This window comes from Ignavibacteriales bacterium (genome assembly GCA_016214905.1).
In the GTDB taxonomy this organism is placed as follows: domain Bacteria; phylum Bacteroidota; class Ignavibacteria; order UBA10030; family SZUA-254; genus PNNN01.
Map to the genome: position 1 here is coordinate 17,179 of JACRMQ010000002.1, position 25,125 is coordinate 42,303.

Consider the following 25,125-nt stretch of genomic DNA (forward strand, 5'->3'; position numbering starts at 1 on the left):
TACCACAAATCTTCTATTATTACCTTCATTTTTTATTCATTTTCATCAAAGAGAGGATAATATTGCAAAAATATGTCAAACATACTTGACATATTGTAAAATATATATTACATTAGGGAGTAATATTGGAGAAATGGATGAAAACCAGTTTAAGAAAATTTAGATTCGAACATGGCGATTTAAGTCAGCAGCAACTCGCCGATATGGTAAAAGTTTCCCGTCAAACGATTGTAGCGATAGAGCGAGGTGACTACAATCTCTCGGTGAAACTTGCGTTGTTACTCGCTCAGACGCTTAAAACAACTGTAGATGAACTTTTCCAACTTGAGGAGAAAGATTATGTTTAATAAAGACAAAATATTCTGGATGGCAACTTTTATTTTTGTTTTGGGAATTATTATCGCAGTCATAACTCAAAATCAGTTGTGGTTATTTATACTTGTCGGATCGTATCTCCTCAGACCCACACTAGCTTCGCTGAATATTGGAAGAGAAAGTATCGATGAGCGACAGATGAGTATCCAATATCGCGCTGGAAATATTGCGTTCGCAGTTATGGTTATTGGATCTATTGTCATGTCAATCTGGGAAAGCACCAGGGGTGATCATAGCTGGGAATTTTTCAATGCAATAGTTATTCTTGGTATCGCGGCACGTGGCTTGGCAAATGTTATTCTTATTGGAAATTATCGTGAGTCAGCAACAAAAATAATTATGACAGTGGGACTAATGGTTATACTTTTTGTCACTCTTGAAAACGGATTTAGTCTGGGTGGTCTAATAGAATCACTCCCAGGGCTGGGTATCGTAGGTGTCGGCTGGTTATCAAAGAAATATCCCAAAACAATTGGTGGAATAATATTTGTCATAACAATCGCAATGCTATTTCTGATTTTGAGTCGAGGATTTGTTATAGGGCAATTTATTACTGCCGTACTAATTACAGTTCCCTTAGGTACTGCTGGCATTGGTCTTACTATGGGTGATAGAAGAAAAGACGATTCTGATGATGTGCACACTTAATCTATTTCTTATTCATTTATAAAAAGGAGAGACTATGCTTAAAAGACATATCAAAACATTATTCTTATTTAGTGCACTAATTAGCACTTTGTTTTCATCTTGTATGATGCAGGGAATAGAGCCGATTCCAGCAGATAAACAATCGTTCATTGGAAAATGGAAATCGGAGGTAGGTATAGAGATAGAAATATTCTCGAAAGGGACTGCCAATATCGTACGTCTCGAAAATAAAACTGGCACTGAGAAATTGGATATTAATGCATCCAATCCGACAAATTTCAGAGTTTATTTTCCCAAGGACAGCGTCTTGATGTTGATTCAACCACAAAACATCGCACGTGAATATAGAATTGATCGATATCCGACAGGGCTCGATAATAAAGTGACGATGATACTGAATGGTGTAACGTTGGTGAAAGAAGAATCCAAATAAAAGAAACAGAATAATTTACTCTCTTAAACACTGCATTCTCTCGAATTCAAACTAATCAAATCAACAATAACTAAAAAGAAAGGAATTCACATGTCGTTATCACGATATTTTTCCGGAGCGATTGTATTTGTCGTGCTTATGTCTCTTTGCATTCTGGGATGCTCGACCTATTCCAACGCTCAAGCCAAACAACGGATCGGAATATTTGATTCGCGTTCTGTTGCTATTGTTCATGCAAATTCAAAGTTCTTTAAAAATCCATATCCTGAAATCAAAAAGAGAATGGAAACTGCTAAAGAAAAGAACGATACGAAAGAAATTGCAAAGATTGAATATGAAGCAAAGTTGCATCAGGCAATTCTACACGATCAGGGATTTGGTAAAGGATCAGTAAATACTATTATTGATTTGTATAAAGATAAAATAGCTGAAATCGCAAAAGCAGAAAATCTAAGCGCAGTAGTATCGAAATGGGAAGTTGTCTATTCTAATCCGGACATTGAACTTGTAGATATCACGGATAAAATTACTGCTTTCTTCGAGCCTTCAGATAAAATGAAAGAAACTATAAAGGAAGTTCCGCAGCATGAACCTGTGAAAGATGCATTTTTCATAGATGATTAAGCAGATTTACTACTGGAGACATACGAGGGATGGGTATGTCTCCGGAAGCAATAAATGCAGAAATTATTTCTGCTAACACAAATAGTAAATTTTGCATTGTTAACTATACTTAAAGGAGAATGTCATGAAATGCAAAAATATTTACCTGATAATTTGGGGATTAATTATTTTTTTCATTGGTTGTGGTACTAATGAATCTGATGTTCCATTAACAGCCAAACCAAATGAGAAGGGGAGTTTTACAGATACAAGAGATGGCAAAATTTATAAAACTATAAAAATAGGTGAGCAATGGATTATGGCTGAAAATCTGGCATATAAACCAGCTAATGGAAATTATTGGGCATATAATAACGACACAATGAATATTACAAGGTATGGTTATTTGTATGATTGGGAAACTGCAAAGCAAGTCGCGCCACCGGGTTGGCATCTGCCGACCGAATCAGATTTTCTGACATTTCGAAAATCTTTGGGCGGGAAAAGAGATCTATATAAATATTTGGGAGGCACTATGGAACTGGTTTATAAACAAATGGTGGTTGGTGGTTGTGGATTTAATGCGTTAATGGCTGGTGTTCGAAGAGGTGATGGCAAATTTTTTGGCTTGGGAGGGCAAACAGATTTTTGGAGCTCTACTAAAACAAACAATGGACAATGTTTCTACATATTAGATGCTAAAATAGATGGCAAACCTCACGGACTGTTGGATAGCAAAGAAGGTACCGCAGCTTTAGCAGATCAACAAGACAATGCAACATGGGGAAAAAGTGTTCGCCTATTCAAAGATTAGTAATGATTTGATATATCACTGATACCTAGCATGCAAGGATATGACATTCGGAATGTAAGAGATTAAATAATGACTAAATTTTGGAGATTAATAAAATGAATACTCTATCAGAACACCTCGAACCTCGAAATAAACGAACAGAAATTTTTGTTTGGTTTATAATAGGCTTGATTTCAATCGTGATTACTTTAATTATAGGTATAAACGATAATCTTCCCGGAATCTTGCTATTATTGCTCGGATCCTTTGCGCTTGTTTACGCTTTACTACAACTCATTGGTAAATCAAAGAATCTCAGCCCCGCGCAACAATTGTTATACTGGTCACCAAGAGTTCTTTCGATTGTCTTTATAGCATTCACCTGTATTTTCGCGCTAGATGTATTTGGGGAGTCTCGGGGATTCGGAGCGACAATTCTTGCTCTTCTCATACACCTTATTCTTCAATTTATTATGATAGGAGTTCTAATACTATCATGGCGTAGAGAGTGGATCGGAGGAATCATTTTTATTTCCCTCGGACTACTTTATATTGTTGAAATGTGGGGTAAGTTCCCACTGATGACATATGTCATAATATCCGGACCTCTTGCACTTATTGGAGTACTATTTTTTCTCAACTGGCGGTATCGGAAAAATATGAGACTCAATTCGTAAGTGAAGGTCGAATTTGAATCTAGAAATAAAATGAAGTAAGGTATGACGTGCAAGAATTAACTGAACGCATCAGCAACGCTTTAGCGAAAGAAGAAGCAAGAGCTGAATTCTATGCAAATAGCGGACGGGTAACATTTCTTATCATCATGACATTTATCGCGTTGCTTAATGTCAGGTCTGTAACGTTTCAAGCGAATATAATGAATTTCAGTATTCTTGCTCTTGGTTATACCTATGGGTTATTTGTGCTTATACGGATGCGGCGCTTTGGTTATCATCCAGCCATGAAGTACATCACATCTTGTCTCGATATTATTTTGGTTTTTCTATTGCTCTTCCTGTACACAAAAATAGAAATCCCGGCAGTTGCACTGAAGAATTATGTCTTTGTTATCATTTATCCTCTTATCGGTTTAACAGTTTTTCGGTATGATAAGAAGTTAACTTTGGTAACAGGCATCTTAGCTGTTTTGTTGTATATGATTATAATTACTTACCTCTGCATCTCCGGTTCGATTACGATGACTTGGGGTGGGTATGACCGTGAGCTTTTTAGTCAAGATGTTACGTACATAGGACAAGCTACAAAAATAATTTTACTCATTGGCTTTATCGCTTTGATGGCATTTCTTGCTCAATATTCACGTCGGTTAATTTTTAAACTTGTTAATGATGAATCCAAAATCAGACAAAAACAAGAACAGATTGAACATGAACTTAGAATCGCTTCGCATGTGCAGCAAAAATTTGTGCCAAGCTCATTTCCGGAAGTTGCCGGTCTCTATCTTTACGGTATTGTTGAGCAAGGTAAATTTATCGGTGGTGATTATTGCGATTTTATTAAGTTTGCGGATGACAGACTTTTAGTTGTTGTTGCGGATGTTTCGGGGAATGGAATTCCAGCGGCATTGATAATGGCTGAAGTGCGGGCTTCGATTCATCTTCTTGCTAAAATGGAAATCGGATTAGAGCAACTTGTTGAGCGATTAAATATTTTGTTATTCCATAGCACGCAAAAGAAGCATTTTGTAACGTTTTTCGCAGCAGAAATCGATACGACCAAACAAATTATTTCGTATGTCAATGCGGGTCATCCGTCACCTTTAATATATGCCGATGGTGCTATTCGTACATTAAAGAAGGGGACAATCCCTCTCGGTGTTCGTTCGTCATTGCCAAATCTGACTAAAGAGATTGAAGAGTTTCGATCCGGCAGTATGATTATTTCTTATACCGATGGACTCGTTGAGCAATTCAATTCACAGGAAGAACAGTATGGTGAGCAGCGGCTGTACGAATATTTTCAATCTAACTTTAAGTTAGATGCTCAAACATTTGCGCAAAATCTATTAGAAGAGGTGAAGATTTTTAGCAAAGAGAGAACACTCGATGACGATGTTGGTCTCGTGGTTGTAAAATTTTTGGATTGAATGAAACTTAAGATATAGATGTGCGACTCACGTTCAGGTTAGATTCAAGGTTGGACGTGAATCGCGCTTTAAGTTATGGATTTGATTTCCTATTTATTTTATGGTAAATTTTTACTGTGATTAATTTATTTAGTTTGCAATATAATAATTAGAATGGGCTCCTGGATGAAAATCCTATCATTGAATAAGCCGAGTGCTTTTCTTCCGCTGGCAATGTCGCTTGTCGCCTTAGCCATGGTACTTGGTCATGCTGCAATATTCGGCGTTGTCCATGAGGCAGATGAGGGGACTGCTGCCCATATCTTTCAGTTGCTCATGGTTGCACAGGTACCGATAGTGGCGTTCTTCGCAATCAAGTGGCTGCCACGGGCGCCAAGACAAACGTTACTGGTACTTGCACTGCAGTCAGGCGCTGCGCTTGCAGCAATTGTTGCCGTCTTCTTCCTCACATAGCATTCAACTTCGCCATTTGATTTCTTTTCTTTTTTATGATACATTTTCAATGTGTTTAATAGAGATAATTAACAGCAAAATTTAAAGCTATATGGTTTTATAATATGGGTACATTGAAAGAATTTCCGACTGTTCTTTCTGGTTTTCTAACTCCAGTAATTGCGATCCTGACATTGATCATTGCTTATAGCCAATATAGAATTCAAGAATATAAAGTGAGGTTTGACCTTTACGGACCTAGGATGAAAATCTATGAGTCAATCATGGATTTCTTAAAGCGGTTAGACAGAAAGGTAATGTTACAAATGAGGAACTTATTCTTTTTCTTCAAGAGACAGCACATTCGAAATTCTTGTTCAAAGGGGAAATTGCAAAACACATCGATGCAATCTCGAAGCGAGCTGCGGAACTGCAGTATGTTCAGACTGAACTAAATAATAAGACTTTACCTGTAGGAGATGAAAGAACTATGTTTACAAAACAAATGACAGAGCATTTCAAATGGTTGAGAGGACAAGTAAGTAAAACGGACAAGATGTTTATTAGATATGTGAAACTTGACAAGTAAGAAAACCGCTCAGTCAGTGGCTCAAGCTGAATATCTAATCATTTAAAAATTCCACCCAAATTTTGTTTTACGAGCTATTATACGTAATTTAGGTCGGTAAAATAATAAAAATAGCATTGAATATTGATATGTTTGAAGACGTAAAAGATAAATTAAAAGAACTTGAAGCAAAACTAACATCTCTCCGGGGGTATCTTTGACCTTGACAAAAAAGAAAAGGAAATAGCCGACCTCGAAGCGAAAGCCCACACACCTAATTTCTGGAACGATAATATTGCCGCACAAAAAGTGATGCAGCAAATAGATCGGCGAAAGCAATGGGTGAATTCGTGGTCTGCCATCCGGCGTAAATATCAAGATGCGCAAGCACTCTTAGAGCTTGCAGTTGAATCGGCAGATGATTCTTTTGAGACTGAGTTGCAGAATGAGATTACCGATACTGAAAAACTTCTTGACGATTTAGAATTCCGCAACATGCTCAGCGGCGATGACGACGAGAAGAATTGCATTCTCACCGTCCATGCAGGCGCAGGTGGAACAGAGGCGCAAGATTGGACTGAAATGTTGATGCGAATGTATCTCCGCTGGTGCGAGCGAAAAGGATTTAAAACATTTTTATTAGATGAATTAGCAGGCGAAGGAGCAGGATTGAAAAGCGCAACCATTGAAGTGCAGGGACAATTCGCTTACGGATATTTAAAAGCAGAAAGCGGTGTACATCGCTTGGTTCGCATTTCACCGTTCGATTCTAATGCGCGCAGGCATACTTCGTTTTCTTCTGTCTTCGTCTATCCCGAAATTGAAGATGATGTTGAAATCGAGATCAATCCAGCCGATCTCGATATCGGTACTTATCGAGCAGGCGGCAAAGGCGGACAGAACGTAAACAAAGTTGAAACTGCTGTACGAATTAAGCATATTCCCAGCGGTGTTGTTGTTGCATGTCAGCAGGAACGTTCACAATTCCAAAACAAAGAGCGCGCGCTGAAGATGTTAAAGTCACGGCTTTATCAGTTGCGTAAAGAAGAGGAAGAAGCGCGGCTTGCCACAATCGAAAGCACGAAAAAGAAAATCGAGTGGGGTAGTCAGATTCGCTCTTACGTTTTTCATCCATACAACATGGTTAAGGATCATCGTACCGATGTGGAAACGAGTAATACCCAAGGTGTGATGGACGGAGATCTGGATCAGTTTATCAAAGCATTCTTGATGGAATATGGGAAACAAACTCATTGAACAATTCAAAATTAAAAATTAAAAAGTAAAAATATCAATACCTCATAACTCATAACTTAAAATTGTCTCTTTCCTGGTTTATAGCAAAACGTTACATGGAGTCGCACAGGCGAAACGGATTTCTTTCCTTCATTACATCGATTGCGATAATAGGAGTGATGCTTGGAACAGCCGCTCTCATAATAACTCTGACAGTTCTCGATGGATTCGAAAGGGAAATTAAAGAAAAGGTTATTGCCTTTACATCTCATATTGAAGTCCGTGGTTATCAAAACATTCCTCTTACGAATTACAAAGAATCGATTCAAAAAGTAAAACAACAAATAGCCGGCGTAAAAGATATTGCCCCATTTGCGGCACGCGAAGGAATGATTCGTTCTTCTGAATCAATAGATGGAATATTCTTGAAAGGTATTGATCCTGCATCGCAAGTTTTGACTTCACATCAGCACATTGTTTCGGGAAGGTATATTGATGTTGTCAAGCGAGATAAACCGCAGATAGTGATAGGGAAAAAACTTGCCAATAGACTGAATGTGAATGTTGGTGATAAGCTTGTGGTTTTTGCGTTGCCTCAATCTAAAGGTTTGCAACCGCGGGCGAAACAATTCGAGTTAGTCGGTGTTTATGAGTCGGGTATGGCTGAGTTCGATGATATCAACGCTTATACCACCTTAGAAGAAGCACAGCAACTGTTCCAGATGGGAGAAAATATTTCCGGCTATGATATAACCGTCCATGATATTAAGGAAGTTGATAAAATTGCGGCACAAGTACAATCGTCACTCGGTTATCCGCATTATGTGCGAACCGTTTTTCAACTATATCGCAATCTGTTTTCATGGGTTGAGCTTCAAAAGAAAATGTCGCCAATTCTGTTGAGTTTGATAATAATGGTTGCCACGGTGAATATCATCGGCACTTTACTCATGTTTGTACTCGAAAAAACTCACGCTATCGGTATCATGAAGTCACTGGGAGCCGGTCCGAAGTTGGTGAAAAGTATTTTTCGTCTGCAAGGTTTACTACTCTCTATCGTTGGAATATCATTAGGTAATTTGCTTGCATACGTATTATGTTGGCTACAAGTTGAATTCAAAATATTATCTTTACCCTCCGACATATATTATATGGATACGGTTCCTATGATGTTGCGGTGGGAGAATTTTGTTCTGGTATCATTTTTAGCATTGCTGCTTTGCATGCTGACTACAATCCTTCCTTCACGCTCTGCATCAAAACTTGATACCGTAACAGCACTGAGGTTCGGTTAATGTTGAATCGGGTTGAAATATTAATCGCTCTCAGGTATCTTCGTTCAAAACGAAAAATCCGTTTTATCAATATTATCGGTTATATCTCCATTGTTGGAATTACTATCGGCGTAGCGGCGTTGCTGATTGCACTTTCGGTCTTCAATGGGTTCAGCGGTGTTGTTACATCGGTTCTTGTAGGTTTTGATCCACACATAAGAATCGAAAAACGGGGGAACATCACTTCCGACGAGTATGAAAAGTTTCAATTGGAGTTAAAGGATAATCCGGATGTGCTTGCATATTCTCCATTTATTTCTGGCAAGGCTATGTTGACAATGGAATCGTTCAATAAAGTTGTTTTCATCCGCGGTGTGGATGAAAATGGAGTTGGCAATGTTACAGGTTTAAAGAATAAAATTGTTCTGGGCAATTTGAAATTTACAGAGAAAGAGGGTGTACCGGGGATGATTATTGGTTTAACTCTGGCCGATCGTCTTGCTTCGATACTTGGGAACGAAATTGTGGTTTACAGTCCAAACAGTGTTCAGACGGCGCTAACAGGTGTCAATATTCCAGAAGGATCGAAATTTCATGTCGCCGGAATTTATGAATCCAACAATCGCGATTATGACGGAAGTTATGCTTACATATCTTTAGCAGAAGCGCAAAGGATGTTCGGTTTGGTTGAAAAGTTTAACGGTATAGAGATTCGCTTGCATGATTTCAACAAAGCCGATCAGGTAAAAAATATTCTGATGGATCGGCTTTCAAACGAATACTCGGTCTCAACATGGTACGATTTGCACAAAAATTTATATTCGGTAATGCAAATTGAGCGGTGGGCAGCTTACATTCTGTTAAGCATAATAATTCTTGTGGCAACATTCAATATGCTTGGTTCGCTAACTATGGGTGTTCTTGAAAAGCAACGCGATATAAGCGTACTCAAGGTGATGGGAATGAATTCGAAAAATCTTGTTCGATTGTTTATGTTTGAGGGATTAGTTATAGGGATTATCGGTACAGTGCTTGGCATAATTATCGGACTTATTGTATTGTACTTGCAGGTTCGATATCAAATATTTCCGCTCGATACTTCTGTTTACATTATACCGGCAATACCGGTTGATATTCAATGGACAGATTTCGTTTCAATAACTATCGCATCGTTAGGACTTTCATTTATTGCCGCGTATTATCCGGCACGCAAGGCGGCTGCAACTTTACCGTCGGAAGGATTGAGATGGGAATGAGTAATCAAATTCTACATTGTGAAGAAATTTATAAAAGTTATCACATCAATGAAAATAAATCATCTTCTCTGGAAGTTCTTAAAGGGATAGACTTTCAAGTGTACGAAGAAGAGATTGTAACAATTGTCGGTGCCTCGGGATCGGGGAAGAGCACATTACTCCATATCCTTGGCGGATTGGATAAACCGACAAGCGGTAAGGTATTCTGGCATGATAAGGATATTTCATCCTTTAACGATGAAACAATTGCCAGACGGCGATTCGAAAATATCGGTTTCATTTTTCAATTCCATCATCTTTTACCCGAGTTTACTTCGATTGAGAATGTAATTATACCACTGATGATTGCGGGGATGAATAAAAATGAAGCCCGGAAAAGGGCGATTGAATTACTGGATAAAGTTGGGATGACACATCGAGGAGAGCATAAACCGACAGAATTATCCGGAGGCGAACAGCAAAGAGCGGCTGTTGCACGCGCCCTCGCCAATAAACCTAAGATAGTTTTGGCTGATGAACCTACAGGTAATCTCGACTCTGCGAACGGTGCGCAACTGCATGAGTTGATATTGGAATTGAATAAGACGGAGAAGCAATCGTTCGTAATAGTAACCCATAACGATCGATTCGCGAAACGCTCTGATAGAAATTTCAAGATGACAGATGGTAAACTTTTTCAAATTTGAGTAATTGATACTTTTTTATTACATTAGTGCCGAACATATTAGGAAATTAGTAGTATGGCAAAAATTGAAAAATCGAAATTGACAAAAAAATTGAAGCAGGATGAGATCCTCCCTTTAGAGAGGGTGAATTATATAATCTTGGGAATCGGATTACTTGTTATAATTCTCGGTTATATTGCACTCTCGGGAAATAAGGTTGAAGGATTTTCCCAACTCACGCTCGCACCGATATTGTTGGTGCTTGGCTACTGCGTGATTATTCCTGTTGGTATAATGTATAGGAAAAAAGAAAAGAAAAATGAGATGCCTGCGGAACAAGTTCCGCAGTAAAAAAATAAGAATAAATTCTAAAAGGTATTTTGCCGATACAAGGTGTAAAATACCTTTTATATTTTCAGGAGGAGCCGAGTGTTTTAATGACCACGTGCAGCAATTCTTCAGGGTCGTAAGGTTTTGATATATAATCTTTCGCTCCAAGCTTAACACACTCGAGGGCAGTGGGAACATCGTTCACCGCAGTTAACATGATGATTTGAGGAAGACGATTTGTTTTTTTTAATTCTCTCAGAACAGTTATACCATCCATACGGGGCATCTTCATATCCATCAGAACGATATCATAATGATTGGTCGTTAATTTTTCTAACGCGATAATTCCATCTTCAGCCGTATCGACATCGAAATCCTCGTTCATAAATTGATCTTTGAGATTGTTGCGTAACTCCGAGTTATCATCCACGCATAACATTTTCATGTGAGCTGCCATTACGATTCCTTTGTCATTGACTGAAAGATTATATGAAAATTTACAAAAGTGTAAAGGTAATGTCAATTTATTTTTACGAATTTATAAAAAAAGTCAAGAAAAAACTTGATTATTGCGTTTGCATTGGCTATATTGGCACAACCAGTAAAAGGGAACTATTAAGATGGCAGTTCAAGTAGATAAATCTCGAAAAATATTGTTAGTTGATGATGAAATCGGGTTTGCCGAGTTATTGCGCGACCTTCTATTAATGGATAACTACCACGTTGAAGTTGCTAATGACGGACTTGAAGGATTGGAAAAAATTGCATCCTTCAAACCTGATGTGATCATATCAGATGTTGTTATGCCGCGGATGAGCGGTTTCGAGATGTTTAAGAAAGTAAAATCCACACCCGAAATGGCGAATATTCCGTTTTTATTCATCACCGGTTTTCAGGATGATCGTGTTCTTTCTGAAGCTCGCAAGATAGGGGTATTCGGAATATTGAAAAAACCGATTGATGTTGAGCAGATTGAACTGCGTCTTGAAGATATTCTCTCAAAAATGTCATGATCGGTAGATGAGCAATTGAATCTCTTCCGGTAATAATTCCGAAACTGTACGAATAACATCTCCACGTAACGCTTTATCAACTAAACTTCGTTGGGTGGCACCTAAAATCAATCGATCTACAGCGAGTGTAGCGGCATGTTCTGCAATCGTATATCCTACCTCGTTCGATAGAACGCTGATGACCTTAAACGGTATTCCATATTCACTGCAAATCTCAGCCATCCAATCGTTATTTATAAAGTTCTCAGCAGCAATATGCTCGGGTAACGAACCGGTGACGGCGATTTCTTTGATATTTAGTATGAAGAGAAACGCTTTTTTCAATTTTGCATCTTCACATGCCTGACGTAATAATTTTTGTCCGCCGCCTCTTACCGCAACAAGCATTCGCGATGTGAATGTAGAAATTTCAGGTCGGGGTATCGTACCGATAGGTGAAACCGCAACAGGTATTGGTGGTGCAACGACAACTTTTCGTCTGCGTGCGATCTCACGCGCACCCAACCCGATAAATAATACGCTCAATGCGAACAGCACGGCTTTGGATTTTTCTACAACGATGGTAGCTTCAATTAAAAATAACACGACCGTGGAGAGGATCATGAAAGCGCGTGTCCATGTCGGTAATTTAATCGATCTATCTGTCCCAGTCGATCCTACATTGATCATAATCGCGCCAACCACTCCGATTGCATAAAGGGAGGAGAGAGTTATGACATCGTTAATCAGTATCAATACAATTATCGGCAGTAGCGTTGAGATCATCAGCGGATAAATAGGTACACCGTACTTATTCAGTTTTCTCAATCCGATTGGTAACTCACCATCCACCGACATTAAAAATTGGATCGAAGTGAGGGCGTTGATGGCAGTGTTACCGGCGGATATTAAAAGAAATCCCAGCACAAACCCGATTATCGGTCCGAACCAATTCCCAACATAAACAGACCCAAGGAATCTAATCATTTCTTCTTTATGTTCCGTACGGCTGAGATCGGGAACGGCATTCATTGCCAACCCCAAAACAATGGTTACGACAGAAATTTTAAGAAGAACTGTGAGAATAGCTTTTCGAGAACTGCGCGTAGGATCTTTCATTACTCCAGTCATATTCGAGATTGATTCTATGCCGGATATTGATAAAATAATAGCGACGAAGAAAGACCAGTTGGTCATGAAACCGTTAGGATCCGGAGCAAGCGATACATTCTTAACAGCAGTGGGAAACGCATAAGCAACAAGTACTGCTAATCCAGCGAGTGTTGCAGTTGATATAATCATTGCAAAACTGCCGGCATGCCTTGGCCCGAACCAATTTAGAATTCCGATTCCAAAAAGAATTCCAATCGCCCATAATTCGGGTCTACCGAATGCGAGATAATGACAGCCGTCCAGAACAGAAAGGGAAGCTGTTATAACATAATCGGCGCTCAGCATTAATGCGCCAATTACTGCTAGGGGTCGTGAACGATGACTGACAGAAGAATATACACCACCTCCGGCGGGATATAACCTGCAAATGGTTATATAATTCAGCGAGATCATTATAGTGAAGGCGAGCATCATCATGAGATGCAAGCCGCTATAGTAACCGGCGTGGAAAAATGCAATACCTAAGACATAAGCAATGCTCGTTCCCCAATCACCGTCTAAAATTGCAGCGCTACGGAGCCACCCTAAAACACGGGGGCGGCTAGTGGAAAGTTCCATATATCAGTGGTTTTTAGATATTTTTTTCATATAAAGCAGGCAAAGTATAAGAAGAATAATCTGAATAATCAAACATCTATATATTTCTGTCATGGTTGAATTTTCCACACTTTCTAGATATATTATCACAACGGTTATGCAAACTCCATTTTTAAATAGTCTAAGATTCAAAATAGGATTCGGGTACATCGTACTCGTCTTGATCAATGTGGCTGTTACGGGATGGGCAATTTTTAATTTTGGCAGAATCACTTTAGCATTCAATTCTATCCTTAATGAAAATTATCCTCACGTTATTGTACTAGAGAGAATGGCTCACCTTGTAGAACGGCATGAGCATGGACTCAGCATGATATTGAATGGTGAATATGATAACGGCTATGCTGAGTTTAGTACCGCAAAAGATGAGTTCTATCAGGTATTCGATAAGGCGAACGAGAGACGATCGTTACCCGATGCGGACCGGATTCTCGATAACATTCGTTCGACATACGCCGGATATATATTCGTCTCTGATTCACTATTCTCCCTAGTTTCAAGAAAAAGAGATATCAAAGCAAGAACGTATTATGGTAATATAGTCAGACCCTTTGCTCAAAGGTTATCCGATAACGCATTCTGGTTGATTGAAGAAAATCAAAAAGAGATGATGGCCAAAGCGAAAGAATCTAAGAGTACTTCTGATGAAGCAATCATTGCTGTGCTTTTTGCGGCTATTGTAGCTGTAAGCTTGAGCATTTTAACCATGATTCAATTCACCAAAAGGATAATCGAACCTGCGGAAAAATTATCGGCGACTGTAAATCAGATTGGGAGGGGACAGCTCGATTTAAAAATTGATATCACTACGAATGATGAAATCGGAGAACTCAGCCGCGAGTTCAATAAGATGACAGAGCGGTTGCGTAAATATGAAGCGATGAACATTGAAAAAATAATTTCAGAAAAACAAAAATCTGAAACAATTGTTGAGAGTATCTCCGATGCGATTATAGTATGCGATGAAGAAATTACAATTCAACTGATGAACCGTTCCGCTGAACAGCTTATTAAAATAACTGAAGCCGAAGCTTACGGAAAAAAAATTGAGGATGTAATAACAGACGATAGGTTAATTGAGATATTCCATAACCCGGGGCAGGCCTCAACTCTTAAAGCACCATATCTGCAGTTCAATCACAACGGTAGACAAATATTTTTACGTCCGCGCGTTTCCGAGATTGCGGTACCATCGGGTGGAAAACGGGGAGTTGTACTGATATTGCAGGATGTCACACAATTTAAAGAATTGGATAAGATGAAATCTGATTTCATGGCGGCGGTATCTCACGAATTCAGAACACCACTCACATCGATAAACATGAGCGTCGATATCCTGAGACAAAAATTATTGGGCGAAGTTACTCCGGCACAACAAGAGTTGCTTGAATCATCGAAACAGGATTGTGAGCGTCTTACTAAAATGGTAAAAGACCTTCTGCAACTCTCAAAGCTCGAATCGGGTAAACTTGAAGTAAAAGAAGAACTGGTAGATATTCAGAAAATTATCGAAACTGCCGTGCAGCCAATGTATCTGCAATTTAAAGAAAAAGGAGTAATGCTGATTCATAACTACGACAAGGCGATCCCGAAATTTATAGGCGATGAGCAGCAACTTATGTGGGTATTATCGAATCTTTTGGCAAACGCTCTCCGGTACACCGATTCAGGCGGAAAGGTTGAGATAAACACTTCGCAAATTAATAAAAACATACGGATCGACGTTTCAGATACGGGAAGAGGGATCCCTGCCGAATTCATTGATAAAATTTTTGATAAATTTGTTCAAGTGAAACAACAACCCGATTCGACCCCCGGGAGTGTCGGTTTGGGATTAGCGATTGCTAAAGAAATTGTTGATATGTACGGCGGCAATATATCAGTGAAAAGCGAAGTGAATAAAGGGACTACATTCACTATCTTATTACCAATAACAGAAGTCGAGAGGACTCAGGATGGCTGATCGCGCGAGAGTTTTAGTGGTTGATGATGAACCGAATATTTTAAAAACAATTAAAATTGGATTGGAAGCAATAGGACTATATGTTGATGGCTTTTTAAATCCGGTGGATGCAGTTGAGCAGATAGCAGAGGATAAATATGATATAGCGTTTATCGATTTAATGATGCAGCCGATAGATGGCATGCAAGTATTGAAAGAAATCCGCGCGAAATCTCCTTTGACAACGGCTGTCATCATCACCGCTCATGGATCAATTGATAGTGCAGTAGAAGCAATTAAAGCGGGGGCGTTCGATTTTCTTCAGAAACCGTTCGATTTGAAAGAGCTTCAACTATTCACTGAAAAAGTTTTGGATCATCATAATCTTCAAACCGAAGTGAACTCTCTGAGGCGAATGGTTGCAGGGATCCAATCATCCTCAGTTATCATCACACGTAACAATATCATGCAGCAACAATTAGAACTTGCCAGGCAGGTGGCAGATAGTTCGATGTCTGTACTCATCGAAGGTGAAAGCGGAACAGGAAAGGAGATGGTTGCGCAATTTATACACGATAACAGCAATAGGAAATTGAAACCGTTAGTAAAAGTGAATTGCGCGGCGCTTCCCGAGAATTTGATTGAGAGCGAACTGTTCGGCCATGTGAAAGGAGCATTTACCGGAGCGATAAAAGACAGAGAAGGCAGATTTGAAGTTGCGAATGAAGGAACGATATTTTTAGATGAGATAGCGGATATTCCTCCATCATCGCAGGTGAAATTGCTGCGATTTTTGCAGCACCGTGAATTTGAAAGAGTTGGTGAAAACATCACGCGGAAAGTTGACGTACGCGTTATTGCGGCAACAAACCGCAGGTTAGCCGACTCTTTGAAAGATGGAAGTTTTAGAGAAGATTTATATTACCGGCTCAACGCCGTTCGTATTTCTTTACCTCCGTTACGTGAGCGGTCAGAAGATATTATATTATTAATCTATCATTTTATAAAAAAATTTTCCAATACAGCACATATTGATATTTCCGCTGAAGCGATGAAGCTATTAACATCCTACTCTTGGCCGGGCAATGTCCGCGAGCTTGAGAACATCATCGAACGAGCCGTCCTTTTAGCAAAACAAGGAACCATCGAAGTGTCGCATTTGCCACCCGAATTGCAAAATCCCGAATCGGTAAAAGCTGGTTTACTTTCGTTAGAAGCGATCGAGCGTTATCATATCTCACGCGTTTTAAAAGTTGTTAAGGATCTTGATGAAGCAGCGAGAATCCTACATATCGATCCTGCAACGCTATGGAGAAAGAGGAAGAAATACGGATTACATGATTGAGTCTTGCAATTTGCACGACGTGCAATTGCTATATTTTAAAATAAGTTATAGCGAATCTCTTTTCTCTCTCTGATCTTCATTGCGAATTGCAAGAAATCATTCCTTCGGTAACAATAATTCCATGCTAAATACCTCATTTTGATTAAATCATCATGTACCTTGTGGCATCCGTTTTGTTTGCTTTTGTTTTAGATTTGAATCGATAGAATAAATTCCTCATGACAGTAAAATCACGAACGATACAAGATGGGCGGGTTGCCATCATTGATGTTAAAGGATCATTGATCGGTGATCAGGATACTGATCAATTTCGTCGTGAAGTTACGGATTTTATTGAACAAGGGAATAAATCCCTCATCGTCAATATGCAAAAAGTAAATTATATGAACAGTTCCGGCATCGGAGCTATCATTGCCGCTCATACGTCATTCAAAAAGAATGGCGGCGAAATTAAACTTGTAGGTCTGAGCGAGAAGGTGGAAAATCTTCTTGCTATTACACGGCTTGTGGAAGTATTTGATGTTCACGATTCGTTAGACCAAGCGGTTGAAAGTTTTAAAAAATAATAATAAATAATCATTTAAATAATCTTTAACATTTTCAGGAGTTATACTAATGAAACAATCAACATTTGTTAGTGTCGTTGTCTTTTTAGCGATCGCAATCGGTTTTGTTATCTGGGTATTCATACTCGGATCTCCGGCAAACTTCTACGATGGCGCCAATCGCATGAAACCGAATAATTTGATGGGTATGGTTTACACAGGTGGAATTATCGTTCCGTTCCTTATCGCCCTATCAATTATGGTTATCACATTTATCATCGAACGAATATTGTCTCTTCGTAAAGCGCAAGGACGAGGTGCCCTTGCAACGTTTTTGAAGAACGTTCAGAAAGCATTAGCCGATGGAAATATCGAAGCCGCGATAAAAGCATGCGACCAGCAACGCGGTTCAATGGCGAATATTATTCGCGCCGGATTAGATCACTATTTGTCATTCGCAAAAGATGGAAAATCCGTCGATGCTGAGAAGCAGATGGCTGAAGTTCAACGCGCGATCGAAGAAGCTACGGCATTAGAAATGCCATTATTAGAAAAAAATCTTATTGCATTATCAACAATCGCCTCTATCGCAACAATGTTAGGTTTGTTAGGAACGGTAGTTGGTATGATTCGCGCATTCCAGGCACTTGCAAAAACCGGCGCCCCCGATGCTATACAGCTTTCGATCGGTATTTCTGAAGCTCTTATTAATACGGCATTAGGTATCTTTGCCGCCATCATCGGAATCGTCGCTTACAACTTCTTCGTCAATAAGGTAGATAGCTTTACTTATATGATCGATGAAGCGAGCTTCGATATAATCCAAACGCTTAAAGTTAAAAAATAATAAAACAAAGGCGTTACTATGCCGAAAATAAAAAAACATAGACTGGGTGTCGCCATCGACAACACACCGCTGGTGGATGTTGGATTCCTATTGTTGACATTTTTTATGTTGACAACCCAATTTAAACCACCGGAAGAAGTGCAGATTGTTCTGCCGTCGTCGCACTCAGCGTTTAAACTCCCCGATGCCAACGTCATGGCAATCACAATCAGCAAAGACAATCGAGTTTTGCTTGGTTTTGATTCACAGAACATGATGGCAAAGCTGTTCGGCGAAGAAAATAAACTTCGTTTATCAGTAGAAGTAACCACAAAAGAATTGCCGGATCTTCTAGTCCGCGCGCGTATTGCCAATCCGAAACTTCGGACGGTGGTAAAAGGAGATAAAGACGCTGAATATGGTATCACAGAGGATGTAATGGACATTCTCCAAAAAACACAAATCACTCGTTTTAATTTAGTAACCGATTTAGAAAACGATTAAGGAATTTAAATTATGGGTATGGTCGATAGCAGTGGCCCGCGTGGCCACGATCGGAAAAAAGGAAAGCGCAAGAAAAAACGCCGTATTGGTGTAAAGATAGATAATACACCGATGGTCGACGTTGCATTCCTCTTGTTAACATTTTTCATGTTGACTACTACCATGAACAAACCACAAACAATGGAAATCAATCTTCCTCCAAGCAATGATGTAAACGTCGAAGTTGCTCAAAGTAATCTTATGACTATTCGTGTTAAGGAAGATGGAACTATCTATTGGAATATTGCAGTTGAAGATCCACAAAAAGTTGCTTTCAAAGATTTAAAAAATCTTCTAACCCAGAAGAATCAAGAAAATCCGAGACTGATAACTTTAATCAAGATAGATCGAAAAGGTAAATATTCCACAATGGTTGATATCATGGATGAGTTAAACGTGGCTAATGTTACCCGTTTTAGTTTGGCGCCAATGCAAGACGCCGATAAACGAATTCTTGCAAAATTATTGTGAGAAAGGAGAACGAACTATGACAGCACAAGCAGTAGTGGCAACCTTAAGAAGCGGTTTTCAAGACTGGCGGGCATTATACAAACGCCACCTTGGAATCGCGCTGACGATTGCAGTTTCGTTTCATCTTCTCGCGATCGGATCGTACTATCTCGTAGGGTATCTTTCTGAAGAGGACGATCCTGTTGTGATGGTAAGAATAACAAAATATACAGATCTTGGACCGCCACCATCGATGACTGAGGCAGAAATTGCCCCGGCAGTTGCGGTGAATACACCTGTTGCAAAACCGACAGTTGGTATACCGGTTGCCGTGCCGGATGCTGAGGTTAGCCCTGAGCAGACGATTGCATCGCAGCAGGAATTATCGGCTATTCAAAGTCCGGTTGTTCAACAGCAGGATGATGGGCAGGTTCAGATCGAACAGGATATCAATATTTCTGATGAAGAACCGCCCGATTTTGTACCGGTTGAAAAACAACCTGTTCCTGTTAAACAAGTCCAGCCCGATTATCCGGAAATTGCCCGGCGTGCGGGAGTTGAAGGAACCGTTTGGATAAAAATTCTCGTTGATAAAGAAGGAAAAGCAAAGAAAGCTGTGGTCATGAAAAGCGACGCGGAAATATTCAACGAGCCGGCACAAAAGGCAGCTTTGCAGTGGGTGTTTACCCCGGCAATGATGAACAACGGACCGGTTGCCGTTTGGGCAGCAGTTCCATTCAGATTCAAGTTGAATAAATAATGGTGTTCTGTGAACGCTTCAAATATTCTTCTAATAGTAACGTATGTGACGGCGGGTTCAATCCTGGTGTTGGGTGTAATTATCCTAACTGGATTTCTTCTGCCTACGTACATCGCTGTAAATTTCAGAATTATGATGGGCATTATGATGATCGTTTACGGTTCTTATCGAATCGTTATTATTACAATCAGAAATCGTCGTAAAGATGAAACCGAAGAATAAATATATCTATATAATTCTTGGATGGGCACTTTTAATTGTGTCCATCCAGGGATGTTTGCCTGAACGGACAGAGACTCCGACGAAAGGAAGAGCCACAGTCGTTGCAGCCGAATCAGTTGAACCGTTAATGCGGCAAGAGAAAGAAAAATTTGAAAGCACTTATCCCGATGCGCATATTGAACTTCTTTTCTCTTCATCGCGCGAGGCAGTCGCCCGTTTCTTCAATGATTCGATCCGCATAATTGTGACCTCACGGCCATTGAACGAAGAGGAGCGCTCGGTTGCGGAAAAATTTAAAATAGAATTTCAAGAATATAAAATCGCTATGGATGGAGTTGCATTTCTTGTGAACGCGGATAATCCGGTGTCGCAGATTCGCACAACTCAACTCGATAGCATCTACACCGGATTAATAACTAGGTGGAATCAGGTCGGCGGTAAAAACGTTCCGATCGATCTTTTTCTCCCCGATCAGAATTCCGGCAATTTCGAAATTGTCAGGAAGAAAATTCTGAAAGATAAAAAATATGAGGCACCGGCGAATACGATAAAATCTTCTGAAGAGATGCTCAAAGTTGTTTCATCTCATCCAAATGCGCTTGGTGTTGTAGGATTAAACTGGTTAAGCCAGAAAAAAGATAACGTTACTGTTCTAAAATTATCAGACCCGAACGCGCCGGATTCGTTGGGTACAAAAAATCTATATTTTGCTCCTCTCCAAGCACATGTTTACAGAAATTATTATCCTATCACCCGCGAAGTGTATATATACTCTCGGGTCGATATGTATGGCGTAGGGGCAGGATTTATCACATATATCACTAGTGCGCCTGGGCAACAGCTCGTTGTTTATAATGGGTTGGTTCCAGCCACAATGCCTATTCGTCTTGTTGAACTATCAAATAAAGGATTACAACCGTGAAAAAGCACATCATCATATCGCTGCTTGCAATCATCCTTATCATCATGTATACCTTACCTGGGAAGGCGGACGATCCTCTTAAAGAAGGTATCGCACAATTTGAGAAAGGCGATTTTCAAGCCGCCATCAAATCGTTTAAAGACGCAGTGAAGGAGGATAAGAAAAATCCGCAGGCATATTTTTGGCTTGGTATCTCATATTTCAAAGCAGATTCGTTAGGATTGGCAGAAACCGCTTTTGTGCAAGCGCGCGAATTGGATCCCAAAAATTGCAAAGTACACGATTATCTGGGCGATCTTTACTCGGCACAAAAAATTCCGGCTGCTGCAATCGAACAATATCGAAAAGCGATTGAATATTGTGGAAAGAGTGTAGATCTCTTTATGAAGATTGCCGATGTCAGCCGTAAAGCACGTCAGTACAAAGAAGCCGCAGAGGCATATATAAGTGTTCTGTTGATTGATTCCGTAAACGTTATTGCGATGAGAGAGCTGGCTAACATATATTATCGCGCAAAACAATATTCAAATGCCCTGCCTCTTTACCGCGATCTTGTGAAGCTCCAACACGATTCACTTTCATTCCAAAAAAATTACGTGAAGTGTTTATATGAAGGGAAATATTACGCGGATTTGATTCCGGTGGCTGAAAATATCCGTAAGTTCGATTCAACCGATGAAGATATTAATATGATGCTTCGCGATTCGTACATACAGACAAAAAAATATGATAAAGCGTTGACGCTTGTTACGTGGCAAAATCCCGACTCAATGAGCGTAGATGAGTTGGTGAAACGCGCGAAAATTTATTATGAGTTGAAAATGATCGATTCATCGATTTCGATGTATGAATATGCTTACAAACGTGATTCAAGTAGATCTGATATGTTTTATGAAATGGCAAAATTGTACAACGAGAAAGAGCGATACACTGATGCCGTAACGATGTTCGATAAAAAAATTGCCGCTGATTCGGCGCCCGGCTATCGATGGGCATGTTACTTTCAGGGAGCGCAATCGTTGGGTAAGATGAAAGATTTCAAACGCGCCAAAGAATATATCACTAAAAGTATTGAGTTTAAACCTGAATATATTGAAGCATGGCCGCTCTTAGCGCAGTATAACGAGGCGTTAGGTAATTCGGCAGAGCAAGGTGTTGCGAATCGGAAAATAATTGAACTGGTCTTGAAAGCCGATACAATAGGTAATGGAAATTCAATTAGGTACAAGACTCTTCTTGATAATGCTTATCGGATGGAAGCATTCAGATTATTCAATGATAAGAAACCTTTCGAAGCGATTGAATATTATAAAAAAGCATTTCAGCTAAATCCAAAAGACTGCAAACTCGCATTGACTATCGGACAAATTTATCATCGCGAAAAGAAGGAGTTGGACGCTCAACAGTATTATTGTAAAGTAATTCAGATTTGCCCCAAATCTGAAGACGCGAAAAATGCTCAAAATTACCTGAAAATGATGGGATTGGATTGTAAATAATCATTTCAAAAAAATATTCGACTTTTTCATCTTTTTTTATTAAATTAAACCTTCCAAGTTTGAAGTTCCACCCTTGAATGAACCAAGGGTGGTTCTTTTTTGTTATTATCGGTGTTCTCGGATTTTGTTAATATCTATCACAAAATTTCGATAATAATTTTAGTTTTTTGATCAATTAATTTTAACACAACGAAAGGATTATTATTTCGCATGGAATTATCACTTATCATCGGAATTAGCGTTCTGGGTTTATTATTTGCACTTTATTTGATTAGAGATGTTTTGCGCCGGGATACCGGTACAGAGCGCATGCAAGAAATTTCCAACGCGATTAAACAAGGGGCTGAGGCATTCCTTCGTCGGCAAAACAGGACTATTATTCTGCTTGCGATTGCACTCGCTTTTTTAATCTACATGCTGTATGCGTTTGCCCGCACACCAAATGTGCATGATCCGGCAAGCGCCGCAGATCTCGCACTCTGGACAACTTTATCATTTTTATTCGGTGCGGCATGTTCTGTAGCGGCAGGATATATGGGAATGTGGGTCGCCATAAGGAGTAATATCCGAACGGCGGCGGCTGCGCGTAATAATATGAACGACGCTTTGCAAACATCGTTGCGCGGTGGTGCAGTTTCCGGATTCTTTGTTGTAGCTTTGAGTTTGTTGGGAGTTGCCGGATTGTTTTTGATCGTAAAAGCAGTCGGAGTTACTGATGATATGACTAAAATACCTTTGCTTATTGTCGGCTATGGTTTTGGAGCAAGTTTTGTCGCATTGTTTGCGCAATTAGGCGGTGGTATTTATACAAAGGCAGCGGATGTGGGTGCAGACCTCGTTGGAAAAGTTGAAGCAGGCATTCCCGAAGACGATCCACGCAACCCGGCAGTTATTGCAGATCTAGTTGGTGATAACGTTGGTGATTGCGCAGGTCGCGGTGCAGACCTTTTTGAATCGACAGCCGCAGAAAATATCGGAGCAATGATTTTAGCCGCCGGTTTGTACAGAGCGAACACTCAATATTTTATGGATAATAATTTATCGCTCCTCGGTGTAATTCTGTTCCCGCTTGTAGCCCGTGCGTTTGGTATCATCGCATCTATTGTCGGTATACTTACCGTGCGCACTGCCGAAAATACAGACCCGATGAAAGCGCTCAACCGCGGCTATTTCGTAACAGCAATTTTGGCGATAGTCGGATTCTTCATAGCGTCTCAATGGCTGTTAGGTGAAAATTATTTCAACTTCTTTTTAGCAGGCGTAATCGGTGTCCTCACATCGGTCGCGTTCGTTTACATCACTCAATATTACACAGAGTATCATTATCGTCCGGTGAAATCTATTGCCGAAGCATCGCAAACCGGTCCGGCAACGAACATCATCTCCGGCATTGCTGTTGGCATGGAATCAACCGGTTATCCGATAATCGTAATCGGTATTGCTTTAGTCTCTTCATATTTTCTTGGTAATTCTTCAGGAATGGTTGACGGCGGTTTATTTGGAACTGCGGTAGCAACTATGGGTATGTTGGGAACAGCCGCATACATTCTGGCCATGGATACATTTGGTCCAATTACCGATAATGCCGGTGGAATTGTTGAGATGAGTCAGCAGCCGGAGGAAATTCGTAAACGCACAGACCGACTCGATTCGGTTGGCAACACAACGAAGGCGCTTACAAAAGGATATGCAGTCGGTTCAGCGGCACTCGCGGCATTTCTACTCTTTGGTGCTTACATCGATGAGGTTAGAAATTATATGCCGTCGTTCCAACCGGTTATTAATCTTAACAAACCCGAGGTATTCGTCGGCGCGATGTTAGGTTCCGTATTGGTCTATCTGTTCTCATCACTCGCGATTAAAGCGGTTGGCAAAGCGGCATACGCAATCATCAACAACGTGCGGGAGCAGTTTAGAAACAATCCCGGAATAATGAAAGGAACATCCAAACCCGATTACGGTCAGTGCGTCGATATCGCGACAAAAGCCGCGCTTCGGAAAATGGTTTTGCCGGGCGTACTTGTAGTCGGCATGACAGTTGGTGTTGGAATTATTTTTAAATGGTTGTATTACGCAGGCGGTCAATCGCCTCATGGTGCGAGTGGTGCAGAAGTGATTGGAGGATATCTTATGGCAGGAACGATCACGGGAATTTTGATGGCGCTGTTCCTTAATAACAGCGGCGGTGCGTGGGACAATGCGAAGAAATATATCGAAACCGGAATGTACGGTGGCAAGAGATCAGATCCGCATAAAGCCGCTGTGGTTGGGGATACGGTTGGCGATCCGTTCAAAGATACCGCGGGTCCATCGCTGCATGTGCTGATAAAATTATTAGCTACGTTAACATTAGTTTTAGCGCCGTTGTTTATTTAATGGAGAGGTATAACTGCGAAGATTAATGCAGTAGAGTTTTGTAAAATGGGTTTCCGAAAACGGGAGCCCATTTTTATTTTTGGGTGCTTGATACTATAGGTGAGAACTGAATTAGGGTTTTGAAGGTAAGTGCGACTGGATTTATTTTCCTTTCTCTTTGAAGAGTCACAAAGTGATGCCATAGGCAAAAGTAACTCCGCCAGAGGCGGATAA

Annotated in this window: 27 protein-coding genes; 25 read left to right on the forward strand and 2 right to left on the reverse strand. The window is 40.1% G+C overall.

Annotated features, from left to right (window positions below):
* Positions 1 to 137: 137 nt before the first annotated feature.
* The 13 genes from HZB59_00855 (at position 138) to HZB59_00915 (ending at position 10,741) form a co-directional block, all read left to right on the forward strand.
* Complete coding sequence (locus tag HZB59_00855; protein ID MBI5019964.1) at positions 138 to 347, forward strand: helix-turn-helix transcriptional regulator; 210 nt, start codon at positions 138 to 140, stop codon at positions 345 to 347.
* The gene (locus tag HZB59_00860; GenBank protein MBI5019965.1) at positions 340 to 1,023 is read left to right on the forward strand and encodes a hypothetical protein; all 684 of its coding nucleotides are present in this window, start codon (positions 340 to 342) and stop codon (positions 1,021 to 1,023) included. The genes HZB59_00855 and HZB59_00860 overlap by 8 nt, the downstream gene beginning before the upstream one ends.
* A gap of 34 nt (positions 1,024 to 1,057) precedes the next feature.
* Positions 1,058 to 1,456: a hypothetical protein gene (locus tag HZB59_00865; protein ID MBI5019966.1), complete on the forward strand. Its 399-nt coding sequence runs from the start codon at positions 1,058 to 1,060 to the stop codon at positions 1,454 to 1,456.
* Positions 1,457 to 1,546: 90 nt separating this feature from the next.
* Positions 1,547 to 2,080, forward strand: a complete 534-nt coding sequence (locus tag HZB59_00870) for a hypothetical protein (protein MBI5019967.1) — start codon at positions 1,547 to 1,549, stop codon at positions 2,078 to 2,080.
* Positions 2,081 to 2,204: 124 nt separating this feature from the next.
* Positions 2,205 to 2,873, forward strand: a complete 669-nt coding sequence (locus HZB59_00875; protein MBI5019968.1) for a hypothetical protein — start codon at positions 2,205 to 2,207, stop codon at positions 2,871 to 2,873.
* 275 nt (positions 2,874 to 3,148) lie between these two features.
* Positions 3,149 to 3,529: a hypothetical protein gene (locus HZB59_00880; protein MBI5019969.1), complete on the forward strand. Its 381-nt coding sequence runs from the start codon at positions 3,149 to 3,151 to the stop codon at positions 3,527 to 3,529.
* 47 nt (positions 3,530 to 3,576) lie between these two features.
* A complete protein-coding gene (locus HZB59_00885) occupies positions 3,577 to 4,959 on the forward strand; it encodes a serine/threonine-protein phosphatase (GenBank protein ID MBI5019970.1) in 1,383 nt (460 codons plus the stop codon).
* Between the two features lie 153 nt (positions 4,960 to 5,112).
* On the forward strand, positions 5,113 to 5,412 hold the full coding sequence (locus tag HZB59_00890) for a hypothetical protein (protein MBI5019971.1): 300 nt from the start codon (positions 5,113 to 5,115) through the stop codon (positions 5,410 to 5,412).
* Between the two features lie 696 nt (positions 5,413 to 6,108).
* Positions 6,109 to 7,216 (forward strand): peptide chain release factor 2 gene (prfB, locus tag HZB59_00895; GenBank protein MBI5019972.1). Its coding sequence is split into 2 segments (ribosomal slippage): positions 6,109 to 6,177 and positions 6,179 to 7,216, totalling 1,107 coding nucleotides; the frame shifts between segments, so codons are not numbered across the junction.
* Positions 7,217 to 7,311: 95 nt separating this feature from the next.
* Positions 7,312 to 8,490: an ABC transporter permease gene (locus HZB59_00900; GenBank protein ID MBI5019973.1), complete on the forward strand. Its 1,179-nt coding sequence runs from the start codon at positions 7,312 to 7,314 to the stop codon at positions 8,488 to 8,490.
* A complete protein-coding gene (locus HZB59_00905; GenBank protein MBI5019974.1) occupies positions 8,490 to 9,725 on the forward strand; it encodes an ABC transporter permease in 1,236 nt (411 codons plus the stop codon). Before HZB59_00900 ends, HZB59_00905 begins: the two co-directional genes overlap by 1 nt.
* Positions 9,722 to 10,411, forward strand: coding sequence for an ABC transporter ATP-binding protein (locus HZB59_00910; GenBank protein MBI5019975.1), 690 nt, complete (start codon positions 9,722 to 9,724; stop codon positions 10,409 to 10,411). Before HZB59_00905 ends, HZB59_00910 begins: the two co-directional genes overlap by 4 nt.
* Before the next feature lie 54 nt (positions 10,412 to 10,465).
* Positions 10,466 to 10,741 carry a DUF3098 domain-containing protein gene (locus HZB59_00915; GenBank protein ID MBI5019976.1) on the forward strand — a complete coding sequence of 92 codons (276 nt, stop codon included), beginning with the start codon at positions 10,466 to 10,468 and terminating at the stop codon, positions 10,739 to 10,741.
* 64 nt (positions 10,742 to 10,805) lie between these two features.
* Here HZB59_00915 and HZB59_00920 read toward each other — a convergent pair whose 3' ends face one another.
* A complete protein-coding gene (locus HZB59_00920; protein ID MBI5019977.1) occupies positions 10,806 to 11,177 on the reverse strand; it encodes a response regulator in 372 nt (123 codons plus the stop codon).
* Between the two features lie 163 nt (positions 11,178 to 11,340).
* Here HZB59_00920 and HZB59_00925 point away from each other — a divergent pair, with 163 nt between their 5' ends.
* Positions 11,341 to 11,733 (forward strand): response regulator, encoded by a 393-nt coding sequence (locus HZB59_00925; GenBank protein ID MBI5019978.1) that lies wholly within the window; start codon positions 11,341 to 11,343, stop codon positions 11,731 to 11,733.
* Here HZB59_00925 and HZB59_00930 read toward each other — a convergent pair.
* Positions 11,728 to 13,443, reverse strand: a complete 1,716-nt coding sequence (locus HZB59_00930; GenBank protein MBI5019979.1) for an amino acid permease — start codon at positions 13,441 to 13,443, stop codon at positions 11,728 to 11,730. The genes HZB59_00925 and HZB59_00930 overlap by 6 nt on opposite strands.
* Positions 13,444 to 13,579: 136 nt before the next feature.
* Between HZB59_00930 and HZB59_00935 the strand changes: the two genes are divergently transcribed.
* The 11 genes from HZB59_00935 to HZB59_00985 all read left to right on the forward strand — a co-directional run bounded on the left by HZB59_00935 (position 13,580) and on the right by HZB59_00985 (position 24,912).
* Positions 13,580 to 15,445 (forward strand): HAMP domain-containing protein, encoded by a 1,866-nt coding sequence (locus tag HZB59_00935; protein ID MBI5019980.1) that lies wholly within the window; start codon positions 13,580 to 13,582, stop codon positions 15,443 to 15,445.
* Positions 15,438 to 16,769, forward strand: a complete 1,332-nt coding sequence (locus HZB59_00940; GenBank protein MBI5019981.1) for a sigma-54-dependent Fis family transcriptional regulator — start codon at positions 15,438 to 15,440, stop codon at positions 16,767 to 16,769. The genes HZB59_00935 and HZB59_00940 overlap by 8 nt, the downstream gene beginning before the upstream one ends.
* Before the next feature lie 218 nt (positions 16,770 to 16,987).
* On the forward strand, positions 16,988 to 17,335 hold the full coding sequence (locus tag HZB59_00945) for an STAS domain-containing protein (GenBank protein ID MBI5019982.1): 348 nt from the start codon (positions 16,988 to 16,990) through the stop codon (positions 17,333 to 17,335).
* A 49-nt stretch (positions 17,336 to 17,384) separates the two neighbouring features.
* Positions 17,385 to 18,161 carry a MotA/TolQ/ExbB proton channel family protein gene (locus HZB59_00950; GenBank protein MBI5019983.1) on the forward strand — a complete coding sequence of 259 codons (777 nt, stop codon included), beginning with the start codon at positions 17,385 to 17,387 and terminating at the stop codon, positions 18,159 to 18,161.
* 18 nt (positions 18,162 to 18,179) lie between these two features.
* Entirely contained in the window at positions 18,180 to 18,644 is a 465-nt protein-coding gene (locus HZB59_00955) for a biopolymer transporter ExbD (GenBank protein ID MBI5019984.1), read from the forward strand.
* 12 nt (positions 18,645 to 18,656) lie between these two features.
* Positions 18,657 to 19,154 (forward strand): biopolymer transporter ExbD, encoded by a 498-nt coding sequence (locus HZB59_00960; protein ID MBI5019985.1) that lies wholly within the window; start codon positions 18,657 to 18,659, stop codon positions 19,152 to 19,154.
* Between the two features lie 16 nt (positions 19,155 to 19,170).
* The gene (locus HZB59_00965; GenBank protein MBI5019986.1) at positions 19,171 to 19,893 is read left to right on the forward strand and encodes a TonB family protein; all 723 of its coding nucleotides are present in this window, start codon (positions 19,171 to 19,173) and stop codon (positions 19,891 to 19,893) included.
* A 9-nt stretch (positions 19,894 to 19,902) separates the two neighbouring features.
* A complete protein-coding gene (locus HZB59_00970) occupies positions 19,903 to 20,115 on the forward strand; it encodes a hypothetical protein (protein MBI5019987.1) in 213 nt (70 codons plus the stop codon).
* Entirely contained in the window at positions 20,099 to 21,037 is a 939-nt protein-coding gene (locus HZB59_00975; GenBank protein MBI5019988.1) for a substrate-binding domain-containing protein, read from the forward strand. Before HZB59_00970 ends, HZB59_00975 begins: the two co-directional genes overlap by 17 nt.
* Complete coding sequence (locus tag HZB59_00980) at positions 21,034 to 22,536, forward strand: tetratricopeptide repeat protein (GenBank protein MBI5019989.1); 1,503 nt, start codon at positions 21,034 to 21,036, stop codon at positions 22,534 to 22,536. Before HZB59_00975 ends, HZB59_00980 begins: the two co-directional genes overlap by 4 nt.
* A 210-nt stretch (positions 22,537 to 22,746) precedes the next feature.
* Complete coding sequence (locus tag HZB59_00985) at positions 22,747 to 24,912, forward strand: sodium-translocating pyrophosphatase (GenBank protein MBI5019990.1); 2,166 nt, start codon at positions 22,747 to 22,749, stop codon at positions 24,910 to 24,912.
* Positions 24,913 to 25,125: the final 213 nt, after the last annotated feature.